The following is a 13,680-nucleotide window of genomic DNA, read 5'->3' on the forward strand; positions in this document are numbered from 1 at the left end:
GCGCGTTCACGTCCCGTGGTCCCGCGCGACAGCCAGGAGTGATCCCATGACGCCCATCGGACGACGCGCCCTCATCGGAGCGTTGGGAGCCGCCGCCACCGTGCCCCTGGCCGGTGGCGCGGCGCACGCCGCCGACGAGCCACCGAGTGGGCTGCGGCTGAACGAGTTCTGGGCGCACGACGCGTTCGTCGTCGCCGACCGGAGCACCGGCACCTACCACCTCTACCACACCACCCCCGAGGACAGTCAGGAACCGGGGCTCGTCACCTTCGGCTATCGCAGCCGGGACCTGGTCTCCTGGCAGGGGCCCTACGTCGTCTTCCGGGTGCCGGAGGGCAACTGGGCGACGGACGGCGGCTGGGCGCCCGAGGTGCACCGCCACCGCGGCCGGTGGTACCTGTTCGTCACCCTGCACGACGCCGAGGCGGAGTTGGCCGCGCCGCCCGAGGTGCCGTACCGCACCCACCGGCGCGGCACGATCGTGGCCGTCGGCGACTCGCCGGCCGGCCCGTTCACGCCGCTGAACCTCGACCGCCCGCACACGCCCGACACGTTCATGGCGCTGGACGGCACGCTGTTCGTCGAGCGCGGTCAGCCCTGGCTGGTCTACGCGCACGAGTGGGTCCAGCGCCTCGACGGGACGATGGAGGCCGTTCGCCTCACCCAGGACCTGACCGGCACCGTCGGCGACCCGGTGCACCTGTTCAAGGCGTCCGACGCCCTGGGCATCAACCAGGTGGTCACCGCGACCGCCGCGCCGCTCACCTATGTCACCGACGGCCCCCAGTTCCACCGCAGCCGCACGGGCGACCTGCTGATGCTGTGGTCCACCTGGATGGGCCCGTCCGGCGCCCAGTACTACGTGCAGACGCAGGCCCGTTCGGCCTCCGGCACCCTGGCGGGCCCCTGGGAGCAGCGGCCGGTGCTGGTCGAGGACAACAGCGGCCACGGCATGCCGTTCCGCGCCTTCGACGGCACCCTGCTGCTGGTCCTGCACCACCCCTTCGGCTCGCCGGACAGCCGCGCCCGGCTGTACGAACTCCACGACGCCGGCGACCGCTTCACCCTCGGCCGACGCCGCCGCGACCTCGACGGCGGCGAGCCCTGAGCCAGGCCGGGGAGGCTCGCCGAGCAGCGGCGAGAACAGCGCGCCGGCCAGGTCCGGATCGTGCCCTGGCAGGTGCTCGCTGAGGGCGCCGACGGTGTCGGGGTGGTGGGGGCCGGGCGTGCCAGGTTCGCGGGCACGGGTCAGGTGCCGATGGTGTGCCAGACGGTCTTGGTCTCCAGGAAGGTGTGGAGGCGCCGGACCGTGGGGGTCGCGGTCCAGTCCTCGGCCGGGTCGGGCAGGTGGACTCGTTTGAGGGTGTCGGCCGCGGCGGCCTGGAGATCCGGTGCGAGGTCGCCGGCGCCGGTGAGGTCGAGGGCGTTGACGTCCTGGTGGGCGGCGAGTGTGGGGGCGAGGTCGGCGAGGCGGCCGGTGAGGATGTTGGCGGTGCCCGCCGGCAGGTCGGAGGTGGCCAGTACTTCGCCGAGGGTCAGGGCCGGTAGGGGGGCGGCCGGGTCGGCGATCAGAACGGCCGTGTTGCCGCCGGCGAGGACGGGTGCCAGGACCGACACCAGGCCGAGGAGAGGTGAGGCGGTGGGGGCGCAGACCGCCACCACCCCGGTGGGTTCCGGTGTGGAGAGGTTGAGGTAGGGGCCGGCGACGGGGTTGGTGGCGCCCATGGTCTGCCCGATCTTGTCGGTCCAGCCGGCGTACCAGATCCACCGGTCGATCGCCGCGTCGACCTGGGCGGCGGCCTTGCGCGTGCTGGTGCCCTGGCTGTCGGCGACCTCCGCGGTGAACTGGTGGTGCCGGCCCTGGAGCATTTCGGCGACGCGGTAGAGGATCTGGCCGCGGTTGTAGGCGGTGGTGGTGGACCAGCGGGGGAACGCCTTGCGGGCGGCGGTCACGGCGTCGCGGGCGTCCTTGCGGGAGGCGAGCGGTGCGTTGGCCAGCCAGCGGCCCTTGGGATCGGTCACCTCATACACCCGTCCGCTCTCGGACCGGGGGAAGGCCCCGGCGATGAACAGCTTGTACGTCTTCAGCACCCGCAGTGGCGTGGTGGGTGGGGTGGGCTTGTGGTCAGGCATCGAGGTAGGGCTCCAGTCCGTGTCGGCCTCCCTCGCGGCCGTAGCCGGATTCCTGGTAGCCGCCGAAGGGTGAGGTGGGGTCGAACTTGTTGAAGGTGTTGGACCAGATCACGCCGGCGCGCAGCCGCTGGGCCATCCACAGCGTCCGGGAGCCCTTCTCGGTCCAGACGCCGGCGGAGAGTCCGTAGGGGGTGTTGTTGGCCTTGGCGACGGCCTCGTCGGGGGTGCGGAACGTCAACACGGACAGCACGGGGCCGAAGATCTCCTCCCGCGCGATCCGGTGCGATGTGGCCACGTCGGTGAACACCGTCGGCGCGAACCAGTAGCCGTTGCCTGGCAGGTCGCACGGCGGGGACCAGCGTGTGGCCCCCTCCGCCTCGCCGGCGTCGGCCAGGGTGCGGATGCTGGCGAGCTGTTCGGCGGAGTTGATGGCCCCGACGTCGGTGTTCTTGTCCAGCGGGTCACCGACCCGCAGCGTCGCCATCCGGTGCTTGAGGCGGTCGAGCAGTTCCTCCGCGACGGATTCCTGCACCAGCAGGCGGGAGCCCGCGCAGCAGACGTGGCCCTGGTTGAAGAAGATGCCGTTGACCACACCCTCGACGGCCTGGTCGAGCGGCGCGTCGTCGAACACGATGTTGGCGCCCTTGCCGCCGAGTTCGAGGGTGAGCCGTCTGCCGGTGCCCGCCAGCTGGCGGGCGATGGCGCGGCCGACCTCGGTGGAACCGGTGAACGCCACCTTGTCCACGCCCGGGTGGGCGGCCAGCGTCGCGCCCGTGGTGCCGTCCCCGGGCACGATGTTCACCACGCCCGCCGGCAGGCCCGCCTGCCGGCAGATCTCGGCGAAGCGCAGCGCGGTGAGCGGCGTGGTCTCGGCCGGTTTCAGCACCACCGTGTTGCCGGTGGCCAGGGCGGGCGCGATCTTCCAGGCCAGCATCAGCAGCGGGAAGTTCCACGGGATGATCTGGCCGGCCACGCCCAGCGGGCGCGGGTTGGGGCCGAAGCCCGCGTGGGCCAACTTGTCGGCCCATCCCGCGTAGTAGAAGAAGTGCGCCGCCACCAGCGGCAGGTCGGTGTCCCGGGTCTCCCGGATCGGCTTGCCGTTGTCCAACGACTCCAGCACGGCCAACTCCCGCGCCCGCTCCTGCACCAACCGCGCGATCCGGAACAGGTACTTGGCGCGCTCGGCGCCCGGCAGCGCCGACCAGCCGGGGAACGCGGCGCGGGCCGCGGCCACCGCCGCGTCCACGTCGGCCTCGCCGCCCTGGGCGACCTCGGAGAGCACCTCCTCCGTCGAGGGGGAGACGGTCTTGAACGTCCCGCCGTCCGCCGCCTCGCGGAACTCGCCGTCGACGAACAGGCCGTAGGACGGGGCGATCTCGGCGGTCGCCCGGGACTCAGGCGCCGGCGCGTACTCGAATTTCATGATCTCGTCAGCCCCACTCAGTCCACCGTCACGTAGTCCGGGCCCGAATACCGGCCGGACGTCAGCTTCTGCCGCTGCATCAACAGGTCGTTCAGCAGGCTGGAGGCGCCGAACCTGAACCACGCCGGGTCCAACCAGTCCTCGCCCGCCGTCTCCTTGACCACGACCAGGTAGCGCAGCGCGTCCTTGGTCGTCCGGATGCCGCCCGCCGGCTTCACACCCACCTGCCGCCCGGTGGCCACGCGGAAGTCCCGCACCGCCTCCAGCATCAGCAGCGTCACGGGCAGCGTCGCGGCGGGCGCCACCTTGCCCGTCGAGGTCTTGATGAAGTCCGCGCCGGCCAGCATCGCCAGCCACGAGGCGCGGCGCACCGCGTCGTAGGAGGCCAGTTCGCCGGTCTCCAGGATCACCTTCAGGTGCGCGGTACCGCACGCCTCGCGGACGGCGGCGATCTCGTCGTGCACCGTGCGGTGGTCGCCGGCGAGGAACGAGCCCCGGTCGATGACCATGTCGATCTCGTCGGCGCCCGCCGCCACCGCCTCCCGGGTGTCCAGGAGCTTGACGTCCAGCGGCGCCCGGCCGGCGGGGAAGCCGGTGGCCACCGAGGCCACCTTGACGCAGGAGCCGGCCAGCGCCCGCTTCGCCACCCGCACCAGGTCCGGGTAGACGCAGACGGCCGCGGCCGATGGCGCGGTGGGGTCACCGGGGTCGGGCAGCACGGCCTTGGCGCACAGCGACCGCACCTTGCCGGGCGTGTCGGCGCCCTCCAGGGTCGTGAGGTCCACCATGGACAGGGCCAGGTCCAGCGCGAACGCCTTGGCCGTGGTCTTGATCGAGCGGGTGGCCAGGGCCGCGGCGCGGCCTTCGAGGCCCACCGCGTCGACCCCGGGCAGACCGTGCAGGAAGGTGCGCCAGGCGGCGGACGTGGCGCCGGGTCCTGGCGAGGGCATCAGGTCAGGCACGGGAACCCCGCTTCTCTATGACCATGTTGAGGATGAGGGCGACGACGAGGATCAGGCCGGTCACGACCATCTGGAAGAAGGAGCCAAGGCCCATCAGGTTGCACAGGTTGCGCAGCACCGACAGCAGCAGCACCGCCACGAAGGTGCCCAGGACACCGCCACGCCCACCGAACAGGTTGGTGCCGCCGAGGACGACCGCGGCGATCGCGTCCAGCTCCAGGCCGTTGAAGGCGGTGGGCTGGCCGATGGTCAGGCGGGACGTCAGCAGGACGCCGGCCAGCGCCGACAGGGCGCCGGAGATCGCGAAGACGGCGGTGATGACGCCCCGGACGGGCAGGCCCGACAGCCGCGCGGCCTCCTTGTTGCTGCCGACGGCGTAGACGTACTCGCCGAACGTGGTGCCGCGCAGGACGAGCCCGGCGAGGATCGCGACACCGATGAAGACGAGGCCGGCGATGGGCACGTAGCCGACGAAGCCGCCGCCGATGAGCTGGAACGCCTCCGAGGAGCCGGCACTCGCCGGTTCTCCGTCGGTCAGCAGATAGGTGAGGCCGCGGATCGCGGTGAGCCCCGCCAACGTCGTCATGAAGGCGGGCAGCGACAGGTAGGCGGACAGGCCGCCCATCAGCGCGCCGAAGCCGGCGCCCACGGCGAGGCTGAGGGCGATCGCCAGCACCATGTTCATGTCGTGGTCGAGCAGCAGGGCCACCGTCATGCCGCCGAACGCGGCGACGCTGCCGACCGACAGGTCGATGCCGGCGGTGAGGATGACCATCGTCATGCCGACGGCGACGATGCCGGTGAGCGCCGACTGCTGAAGGAGGTTCGACAGGTTCCTGGTGGTGAGGAACTCCGGGGAGAGGAAGCTGGCCACGACGCACAGCGCCAGGAAGACGATGACCAGGTTGAACCTGACGACCAGTTCGGCACCCCGCCGGCCCGCCGGGCCGCGCACCGCGGCGACGGGCCCGGTTCCGGCCGGGGCCGGCTCCGGGGTGCGGGACGTCACGGCTGTCTCCGGTCCCGGGGACGAAGTGCTCATGGTGTCGCTCCTGTGTGTGGCGCCATTCCGGTGATGACGGTGTGTGCGATGTCGCTCTCCGCCGTGGTGCGGGGGGCGAAGCTCGCCACGTTGCGGCCCTCGTGCAGCACCCAGACGAGGTCCGCGTTGGCGGTCAGCTCGTTCAGCTCGCTGCTGGCGAGCAGGACGGCGACGCCGTCGTCGGCGAGGCGCCTGACCTGCCGGTACAGGTCGGCCTTGGCTCCGACGTCGAGGCCGCGGGTGGGTTCGTCCAGCAGCAGGACGCGGACGCCGCCGCGGCTGATCCACTTGGCGAGGACGACCTTCTGCTGATTGCCGCCGGACAGCTGGCCCACCAGTTGGTCGGGCGAGGCGTGGCGGACGCCCAGGTCGGTGAGGACCGGGCGGGACCGACGGCGGGCGGTGCCGCGCGGGTCCAGCCAGGGCCGTCGGCCGAGCGCGGTGACCCCGGCGTTGCGGGCCACCGACAGGCCCAGCATCAGGCCCTGTTCCTTTCGGCTCTCCGGCACCAGCGCCAGGCCGGCGCGGACCGCGGCGGCGGCGCTGCGGGGCCGTAGTTCGACGCCGCCGAGGCACAGCGAGGCCGTCGTGGGGCCGTTGCCGAACACGGAGTTCAGCAGCGTGGTGCGGCCGGCGCCGCCGAGGCCGGCCAGGCCGACGATCTCTCCGGCCCGCACCTCGATGCCGCGGACGTCGATCAGGCCGGGGCTGCGCACCTCGCGGACCTCGAACAGCGGCGGTCCCGAGGGCCGCGGGCGGTGGGTGGTGCCGACCAGTTCGCGGGTGTCGCCGATCATGGCGGCGACCAGCCGGTCCGTGGTGGTGGCCGGCACGTCGTGGACGCCGACGGTGCGGCCGTCACGGAGGACGGTGGCGCGGTCGCCGATCTCCATCACCTCGTCCATGCGGTGCGAGATGTAGATGACGGAGCGGCCCTCGGCGGTGAGGGAACGGATCACGTCGAAGACCTTCCGCAGGTCGTTCTCGCCGAGGGTCGCGGACGGCTCGTCCATCACGATCAGCCGCGCGTCGGCCGTGAGGGCCTTGGCGATCGCGGTGAGCTGCTGGGCGGCGATGGGCAGGTCCCGCACCTTCGCGGTGACGGGGAAGTCGCCGCCGACCCGGGCCACGGCGGCGCGGGCCAGTTCGGCGCGGCGCCGGCGGCGGATCACGGGGCCGGTGGCGGGGGTGTGGCCGAGGAGGACGTTCTGGGCGACGGTCAGGTCGGGGATGAGGTCGAGTTCCTGGTAGATGACGGCGATGCCGGCGGCCATCCCCGCCTGGGGGCTGGTGAGGCGCACCGGTGTGCCGTCGATAGTGATCTCGCCCGCGTCGGGCTGGAGGGAGCCGGCGAGGATCTTCATCAGGGTGCTCTTGCCGGCGCCGTTCTCGCCGAGCAGGCAGTGTGTCTCGCCGGGCAGCACGGTCAGGTCGGCGTGGTCGCAGGCCAGGGTGCCGGGGAACCGCTTGACGATGCCGCGCATCCGCAGCCGTGGTGCCGCGCCCGGGGGCGGCGTCTCGTGGTCGCTCACGGTGCTCAGCGCTCCTCGCATTGGCCGGGGTTCAGCAGATGGAAGGCGGTGTGGTCGTCGGTGACGAGGGTGTTGCACAGCCCGCTGGTCACGACGGCCGTGCAGACCGCGTGCTTGGCGACGCCGGACACGACGGCCACCGACACCGGCCGGCGACGCAGGTCGTCGAGCGCCATGCCGAGGGTGCGGGCGTCCAGCTCCGGGTCGACGACGTGGCCGGCGGCGTCGATGAACCGGCCGGCGACATCGCCGACCGCGCCCGCGGCGGCCAGCCGCCGCAGGTCGTCGGCGTCCAGGTAGCCGGAGCCGACCAGCACCGAGTCGCTCCCTATCCCGCCGGGGCTGAACAGTGCGGTGTCGGCGGCCGACGCGTGGGCCAGCACCTCGGCGACCGCGCTGTCCTCCTCCAGGACCCTGCGGGTGGTCTCCTGCTCGACGATGGCCGGCGCCGGCAGCACCGTGACGGTGCCCTGGCCCAGGTGCGCGATGCGGCTGGCCATGTCCTGCGCGGAGCTGGGCCGCCGGGAGCGGCTGAGGCCGCCGTTGATCTGCACGACGTGCACGCCGTGCGCCCAGCCCGGGGTGAGGGCGCGGGCCAGCTGGTCGAGGGTGCGGCCCCAGGACACGCCGAGCAGCCTGGGCGAGGGCCGCAGCCGCGCCAGGTAGTCGGCGCCTGCCTCGGCGACCCGGACCCGCAGCTCCTCCTCGTCCTCGGAGGGCGCGCGGGCCACCACGACGGCGCCGCGCAGGCCGAACGTCTCGGTGAGCCGCTCCTCCAGGTGGTGCATGCGGGTCCTGGGGTGGACCACCTCGATCCGCACGATGCCGGCCTCTCGGGCGTCGGCCAGCAGCCGGCCCACCTTCCAGCGGGTGAAGTGCAGTTGCTCGCCGATCTGCTCCTGGGTGAGGTTGCGCTCGTAGTACATGGTGGCGACCTGGTAGAGCAGCGCCTCGTCCTCGACGGGGTTCACGGCGCACCCCCGCCGGTGACGGCCGGCACGGCCGGCGGCGGGGCGGGGGCCGCGGTCCGGTCGGCGGCGCTGAGGCGGTGCGCGAGGGCGCGGGTGGCGGCGGTCGCCTCCTGGTACTCGGCGTAACCGCGGTCGTGCACGTCACGGGTGGCGGGGTCGGGCTCGACGAGCTCGGCGACCGGCGCGAAGCCCGCGGCGGCGGCGGCCAGGGCGCCGGCCCCGCCACCGACGCCGGCCGCGGCGATGACCGCGCAGGCCCGCAGGGTGAGGTTGTCGCCGCGGATCAGGCGCAGCGGCCGGCCCAGGACGTCGGCGGTGGTACGCAGCCACAGCGGGTTGTGGCGGATGCCGCCGGAGACCACGACCTCCTCGACGGGGACGCCGCCGGCGACGAACGACTCCAGCACCTGCCGGGTGCCGTAGGCGACGCCCTCGACGGCCGCCCGGTAGATCTGCTCGGGGGTGGTGCCGGCGGTGAGGCCGAGCACCGCGCCGCGCAGCCTGGGGTCCCGCAGCGGGGTGCGGTTGCCCATGAAGTAGTCAAGGACGAGCAGGCCGTGGCCGCCCGCCGGCACGTCGGTCGCGGCCTCGATCAGGGCGGGCAGGTCGGCGCGGGAGCGGCCGAGGAACTGCTCGCCGACCCAGGTGAGGACCGAGCCCGAGGTGACCTGGCCGCCTTCGACGAGCCAGCGGCCCCGGCTGAGCGCGTCGGGGTAGGGGCCCCAGACGGTCGGGGGGAACACCGGGTCCGTGATCTCGGTGACGAACGCCGTGGAGGTGCCGGAGACCACGGAGACCATGCCGTCGCGGGGCCCGCCGACGGCGAGGAGCGACAGGTGGGCGTCGATGCCGCCGGACGAGACGACGGCGGGCCCCGTGATGCCGAGTTCGGCGCGGGCCGCCGGACCGACCGGGGCGATCGGGTCGCCGACGGGCACCACCCGGGCCGGCAGCTTGGCGCGCAGGTCGGGCACGCCGAGTTCGGCGTACAGGTCGTCGGGAAACCCGGCGCCCAGCGGGTCGTAGTTCCACTTGCAGACGGCGTTCATCCCCGAGCCGGCCCACTCGCCGGTCAGCCGCCACACCAGGTAGTCGACGGCCTCGGTGATGTGGCCGGCGGCGCGGTACACGTCCGGTTCGTGGCCGGCCAGCCACATCGCCTTCGGCACCAGCCACTCCACGGCGTCCCCGCCGCCCGCGTACCGCAACACCGGGTGGCCGGTGGCCGCGGTGCGTTCCGACTCGGTACTGGCGCGGCTGTCCATCCACAGCAGCGCGGGACGCAGCGGACGGCCCGTGGCGTCGAGGACGGCGACCGTGGAGGCGGTGGTGGCCACGGCGACCCCGGCCACCGGGGGCGTACCGGCCTCGGCGAGTGCCGCCCGGGTGGCGGTGGTGACGGCGCGCCACCAGTCCTCGGGGTCCTGCTCGGCCCAGCCGGGGCGGGGGTAGCGGGTGGGGTAGCCGCTCTGGGCCGTACCGAGCGGGGTGCCGTCCGGCGCGTACACGCCGACCCGGGCGCCCTCGGTGCCGAGGTCGATGGCGAGGAGTGCGGTCACGGCCGCTCCTCGTTCGGGAGGAACAGGACTTTGGAGCTGAAGACGGACCGCTCGCCCAGCTGCCGCATCAGCTCGGGGAGCGCGTCGAGGCCGAGCTCGTGGGTGATCATGAACTTCCAGTCCAGGCGGCCCTCGTGCATGGCCCGGGCCGCGACCCGCCACTCGTCGCCCGGGAAGGGGGCGGAGAACGAGTTCCACGCGCCGTGCAGGGTGACCTCGCGGCGCAGGAAGTTGCTGAAGGTGGGCTTGGGCAGCACGACGGGGTCGTGCGGGATGCCGATGAACACGGCGTGCCCGTGTCGGGCGGCGAGCGAGACGGCCTGGTCGGCGGTGGCCGGAACGCCGGCGGACTCGACGACGACGTCGTAGCCGTCGCCGGCGAGTTCGGCGGCCTGCTCGGGGGTGGTGGCGGTGTGGGTGGCGCCGGCCTCCAGGGCCATGGCGGCCTTCTGCTGGCTCACGTCGACGGAGAGCACCTCGGCGGCGCCGGCGAGCCTGGCCCACTGGATGGCGAACAGGCCGATGGGGCCGGCGCCGACGACCGCGACCCGGTGGCCGGTGCGGAGCTTGGTACGCCAGATGGCGTGCAACGCGATGGCGGCCGGGTCGAGCATCGCCGCGGCCCGCGGGTCGAGGTCGGCGGGCAGCACCATCAGGTTGCCGGCGGGAACGGTGACGTACTCGGCGTAGGCGCCGGCGCGCCGGCTGCCGAAGTAGCCGTAGTCGGAGCAGAGGCTGAAGTGGCCGCGGGCGCAGGAGGAGCAGCGGCGGCACGGGATGAGCGGCGGCACGGCGACCAGGTCGCCCTCGCGGACGCCGCCGGCGGCTGCCAGGTCGGCGCCCAGCGCGACGACGTGGCCGGCGAACTCGTGGCCGCAGATCAGGGGCAGGTGGTAGGAGCCGCCGGGCCGCAGCATCCGTGCGATGTCGGAGCCGCACACCCCGCAGGCGGCGACGCGGACGAGAGCCTCGTCCGGGCCCGGCACGGGCACCGCCACCTCCTCGACGCGGATGTCCTGGGGGGCGTGCAGCACCGCAGCGCGCATGGTCTCCGGCATGATCGTGTGGTTCCTCTCCTGGTGGCGCTCGGTCAGGGGGTCGCGCGGGGTCACTCGGCGGCGCGGGCGAAGGTGGTGTCGCCGGTGAACTCGGCGGCGTTGTCCCTGTCCACCAGCGCGGTGCCGGCGTCGATGGTGGCGTCGACCTCGTCGCCCTCGCTGACGGCGACGGCGGTCCGCACGGCGCGTTCGCCCAGTGCGATCGGGTCGTTGAGCGCGGTGGCGATGTAGGAGGTGTCGCCGGCGATGGCGTCGACGGCCTCCATCAGCCCGTCGACCCCGGCCACCAGCACGTCGTCGCGGCCGTTCTCGCGCAGCACCTGGAGGGCGCCGAGCGCCATGTCGTCGTTGTGGGCGTAGACGACGTCGACGTCCGCGTTGGTCTGGATCAGGTCCTGCATGGCAGTGACCGCCTCGGACCGGATGTAGTTGCAGTAGGGGCCCTCGACGATCTCGATGTTCCCGGCGGCCTCGACGGCCTCGTGGAACCCGGCGCTGCGGTCCCTGGCCACCGCGCCGCCCGCGTCGCCGCGGATCTCGACGACCTTGCCTCCGTCGTCACCGAGCTCGGCGGCGACGCGTTCGCCGACGAGCCGGCCCATCGCCACGTTGTCCCGACCGACGTGGGAGGCGGCGCCCTCGGGGACCGGCCGGTCCAGGGTGACGACCTCGATGCCGGCGGCTCGGGCGGCGGCCAGCCCCGGCTGGGCACCCTGCGGGTCGACGGGGTTGACCAGCAGCACGTCGACACCGCGGGTGATCAGGTCCTGGATGTCGTTGTTCTGCTTGGTGACGTCCCCGCCGGCGTCGGCGAAGTACAGATCGGCCCCGGCGTCCTCGGCCGCCGCCTCGGCTCCCTCGCGCAGCTGCACGTAGAAGGGCGACTGCTGGGTCGCCTGGCTGAACCCGATGGAAACGGGCCCGTCCCCGGAGGAGCGCTCGCCGTTGTCCGAGCCGCCGGGGGTGGTGGACACCGAACAGGCCGAGATCACCAGAAGCCCTGATATGGCTATACAGACACCCAATCCACGCTTCGTACGCATATGAGCCTCCAGAAGTGGTTCTGGCGACGGACAGTAGGCGCGGAATTAACCCGCTGGCAACAGATGCGGAATTTTTTGCTCATCCGAGCAGGATCGGACAGGGTCATGACAAATCATCGGCACCGGCGGAGATCGTCCGGCCGGCGGCCTGGTCCTGGACGGTGCCGACCTGCCCCCGCCGCAGGGACGAACTCAGGACCTCCCCTTGTGGAAGGCGGTCCAAGAGCACCATCGCCACGTCTCCGCGCCACCGCCGGTCGCCCCGAAGGCGTGCCGCCGTGCGCTCGGCGTGAGGCGTGACGCGCGAGTGCTGTGGGTCCAGCTCCCGGCCGGAGGACGGCCACGCTCAGGGACTGCCGCTTGCCGGCGTCGTTGGCGTCGTTGGCGTCGGCCCGACTCGGATCGTGGCGCGGCCGCCGGCGTGGTGGCCTGGTCAGGCGGTTGTGACAGCGGTGCCGGCGTGTTCGAGTGCGGCGATCTCGCCGGTGGGCGCGGTGGCGTCGGTGACGAGGGTGTGCAGGAGGGTGGAGGGGCCGACGTGGGCGTGGGCGGTTCGGCCGAGTTTTCGCCCGTCCGTGGCGGCGATGACGCGACGTGCCGAGGCGATGCTCGCCTTCTTCACCGCGGCGTCGTCGAGGTCGTAGGCGGTGAGGCCGTCGGCCGCGTTCAGGCCGCAGCAGCCGATGACGGCGGTGTCGAAGCGCAGCGCGGCCAGGGAGGCGAGGGTGAGGGGACCGGTCAGGGCCCCTTCGGCGGCGCGGGGATGCCCTCCGGGCACGATCAGACGCAATACGCCCAGTGGGGCCCCGGAGAACGAAGAACGACCCCTGACCGCGTTTCCGCAGGTCAGATGCCGTATCGTCAGGGTAGCGGCGCCAGGGTTCGAACCTGGGTGGGCTGAGCCGGCAGATTTACAGTCTCCCCGGCACACATCTCTGACCAGGTGGTTTCTGGCTCTTAGCGCCCGCTGCCCCACAAATCCCCCACAGCGGCGATCCCGAGGGACGGCCGTGGGTAGGAACGCTGCCTCCAGCTCAACCTCCATGCTGGCGATCAGGCTGCCCTGATCGCCGCAGAGCACCACCCGGCCAACCCACTTCGAGGCCGACGCCCGAGAGGTGCCCATCTCGGCGGCGACGTGCGCGATCGGTCGGGCGCGGGCAGCGGTTCGATCAGGCGACGGCGGCCTTCGATGGACAGCGGCGCATTGCGGTGAGCCATCCGTGTCAGCTGGCGTCGGGGCGCATCGCGGCCGCGGTGTCCGTGGCGACGGTGAGCGGGTCGGTGATCGGTCGGCCGAGTAGTTGGGCGAGGTCGTGGCTGGTCGTGCTGAGGAACCCGTGGCGGACGCTGGTCGCGATCGAGGCGAGCATCGGCGGCTGGAACGGCAGTAGCGCCTCGTCGGCGAGGAGTTGGGCCCGGTACTCCCCAAGCCCGATGGTCCGGTGCGCGACTCCGAGGGATTCGGCGATGCCGGCGGCGCTGATCGGTTCGCCGACCAGATCGTAGGCGACACGCGTCATGGACCACTCGTCTCCGTCCTCAGCGACGAGCACGGTCCGCACCACGAAGCGGTCGGGCAGCCGAGTCGTCAATGGGACCACCTCGCGGTCGAAGTCGTTCGGCACTCCGACACGGAACACACCCATCGCCGCCCCACCCACCGGCTCTGTGGCTCCCACAACACGTCCTCCTCCGCCCGGGCCTTCCGCGGTCACCACGGCCCGGGCAGCGATCACCTGGATGCCGGGACACAGTGGGAGGGCCACCACCAGCACACCGTCCACCAGCTGGAACCCGGACTCGGTGTGCACCGGCATGCTCCACGGGCAGCCCACGGCCCCCACCGCCAGCGACGCGAGTGGCGCCACCGGGCGAGCTCGCCGAGACGGATGGCCTGGCATACGTAGTCCTCCCTTCGGCGGACGGTTCAGCTCACGTTGCCACTGTGGGAGGT

General features: G+C 72.9%; 11 protein-coding genes and 2 pseudogenes. 1 reads left to right on the forward strand and 12 read right to left on the reverse strand.

What is annotated here, in order from left to right:
• Window positions 1–46 precede the first annotated feature (46 nt).
• Window positions 47–1,108 carry a glycoside hydrolase family 43 protein gene (locus ACYVPE_RS00575; protein WP_461031306.1) on the forward strand — a complete coding sequence of 354 codons (1,062 nt, stop codon included), beginning with the start codon at window positions 47–49 and terminating at the stop codon, window positions 1,106–1,108.
• A gap of 140 nt (window positions 1,109–1,248) precedes the next feature.
• Here the strand turns inward: ACYVPE_RS00575 and ACYVPE_RS00580 are convergent, their stop codons facing one another.
• The 12 genes and pseudogenes from ACYVPE_RS00580 to ACYVPE_RS00635 all read right to left on the reverse strand — a co-directional run bounded on the left by ACYVPE_RS00580 (window position 1,249) and on the right by ACYVPE_RS00635 (window position 13,372).
• A complete protein-coding gene (locus tag ACYVPE_RS00580) occupies window positions 1,249–2,133 on the reverse strand; it encodes an aldehyde dehydrogenase family protein (RefSeq protein ID WP_461031307.1) in 885 nt (294 codons plus the stop codon).
• Window positions 2,126–3,556, reverse strand: coding sequence for an aldehyde dehydrogenase family protein (locus ACYVPE_RS00585; RefSeq protein WP_461031308.1), 1,431 nt, complete (start codon window positions 3,554–3,556; stop codon window positions 2,126–2,128). The genes ACYVPE_RS00580 and ACYVPE_RS00585 overlap by 8 nt, the downstream gene beginning before the upstream one ends.
• A 17-nt stretch (window positions 3,557–3,573) precedes the next feature.
• The gene (gene deoC / locus ACYVPE_RS00590; RefSeq protein WP_461031395.1) at window positions 3,574–4,506 is read right to left on the reverse strand and encodes a deoxyribose-phosphate aldolase; all 933 of its coding nucleotides are present in this window, start codon (window positions 4,504–4,506) and stop codon (window positions 3,574–3,576) included.
• A gap of 4 nt (window positions 4,507–4,510) precedes the next feature.
• Entirely contained in the window at window positions 4,511–5,560 is a 1,050-nt protein-coding gene (locus ACYVPE_RS00595; protein ID WP_461031309.1) for an ABC transporter permease, read from the reverse strand.
• Window positions 5,557–7,092 (reverse strand): sugar ABC transporter ATP-binding protein, encoded by a 1,536-nt coding sequence (locus ACYVPE_RS00600; RefSeq protein ID WP_461031310.1) that lies wholly within the window; start codon window positions 7,090–7,092, stop codon window positions 5,557–5,559. The genes ACYVPE_RS00595 and ACYVPE_RS00600 overlap by 4 nt, the downstream gene beginning before the upstream one ends.
• Window positions 7,093–7,097: 5 nt before the next feature.
• Window positions 7,098–8,063, reverse strand: a complete 966-nt coding sequence (locus ACYVPE_RS00605) for a sugar-binding transcriptional regulator (RefSeq protein WP_461031311.1) — start codon at window positions 8,061–8,063, stop codon at window positions 7,098–7,100.
• Entirely contained in the window at window positions 8,060–9,622 is a 1,563-nt protein-coding gene (locus ACYVPE_RS00610) for an FGGY-family carbohydrate kinase (RefSeq protein ID WP_461031312.1), read from the reverse strand. Before ACYVPE_RS00610 ends, ACYVPE_RS00605 begins: the two co-directional genes overlap by 4 nt.
• Window positions 9,619–10,680 (reverse strand): galactitol-1-phosphate 5-dehydrogenase, encoded by a 1,062-nt coding sequence (locus tag ACYVPE_RS00615; RefSeq protein WP_461031313.1) that lies wholly within the window; start codon window positions 10,678–10,680, stop codon window positions 9,619–9,621. The genes ACYVPE_RS00610 and ACYVPE_RS00615 overlap by 4 nt, the downstream gene beginning before the upstream one ends.
• Before the next feature lie 50 nt (window positions 10,681–10,730).
• Window positions 10,731–11,654 carry a substrate-binding domain-containing protein gene (locus ACYVPE_RS00620; RefSeq protein WP_461031314.1) on the reverse strand — a complete coding sequence of 308 codons (924 nt, stop codon included), beginning with the start codon at window positions 11,652–11,654 and terminating at the stop codon, window positions 10,731–10,733.
• A gap of 502 nt (window positions 11,655–12,156) precedes the next feature.
• A pseudogene (locus tag ACYVPE_RS00625) lies at window positions 12,157–12,510 on the reverse strand (DeoR/GlpR family DNA-binding transcription regulator); the annotation flags it as partial.
• A gap of 273 nt (window positions 12,511–12,783) precedes the next feature.
• Window positions 12,784–12,944, reverse strand: a pseudogene (locus ACYVPE_RS00630) (IS481 family transposase); the annotation flags it as partial.
• A gap of 5 nt (window positions 12,945–12,949) precedes the next feature.
• On the reverse strand, window positions 12,950–13,372 hold the full coding sequence (locus tag ACYVPE_RS00635; protein WP_461031315.1) for a hypothetical protein: 423 nt from the start codon (window positions 13,370–13,372) through the stop codon (window positions 12,950–12,952).
• Window positions 13,373–13,680: the final 308 nt, after the last annotated feature.

The organism is Streptomyces mayteni (assembly GCF_054783955.1).

Coding starts and splice junctions, on each gene's coding strand:
- ACYVPE_RS00575 (WP_461031306.1), top strand. CDS start 47: ATGACGCCCATCGGACGACGCGCCCTCATCGGAGCGTTGGGAGCCGCC.
- ACYVPE_RS00580 (WP_461031307.1), bottom strand. CDS start 2,133: ATGCCTGACCACAAGCCCACCCCACCCACCACGCCACTGCGGGTGCTG.
- ACYVPE_RS00585 (WP_461031308.1), bottom strand. CDS start 3,556: ATGAAATTCGAGTACGCGCCGGCGCCTGAGTCCCGGGCGACCGCCGAG.
- deoC (WP_461031395.1), bottom strand. CDS start 4,506: ATGCCCTCGCCAGGACCCGGCGCCACGTCCGCCGCCTGGCGCACCTTC.
- ACYVPE_RS00595 (WP_461031309.1), bottom strand. CDS start 5,560: ATGAGCACTTCGTCCCCGGGACCGGAGACAGCCGTGACGTCCCGCACC.
- ACYVPE_RS00615 (WP_461031313.1), bottom strand. CDS start 10,680: ATGCCGGAGACCATGCGCGCTGCGGTGCTGCACGCCCCCCAGGACATC.
- ACYVPE_RS00635 (WP_461031315.1), bottom strand. CDS start 13,372: ATGGGTGTGTTCCGTGTCGGAGTGCCGAACGACTTCGACCGCGAGGTG.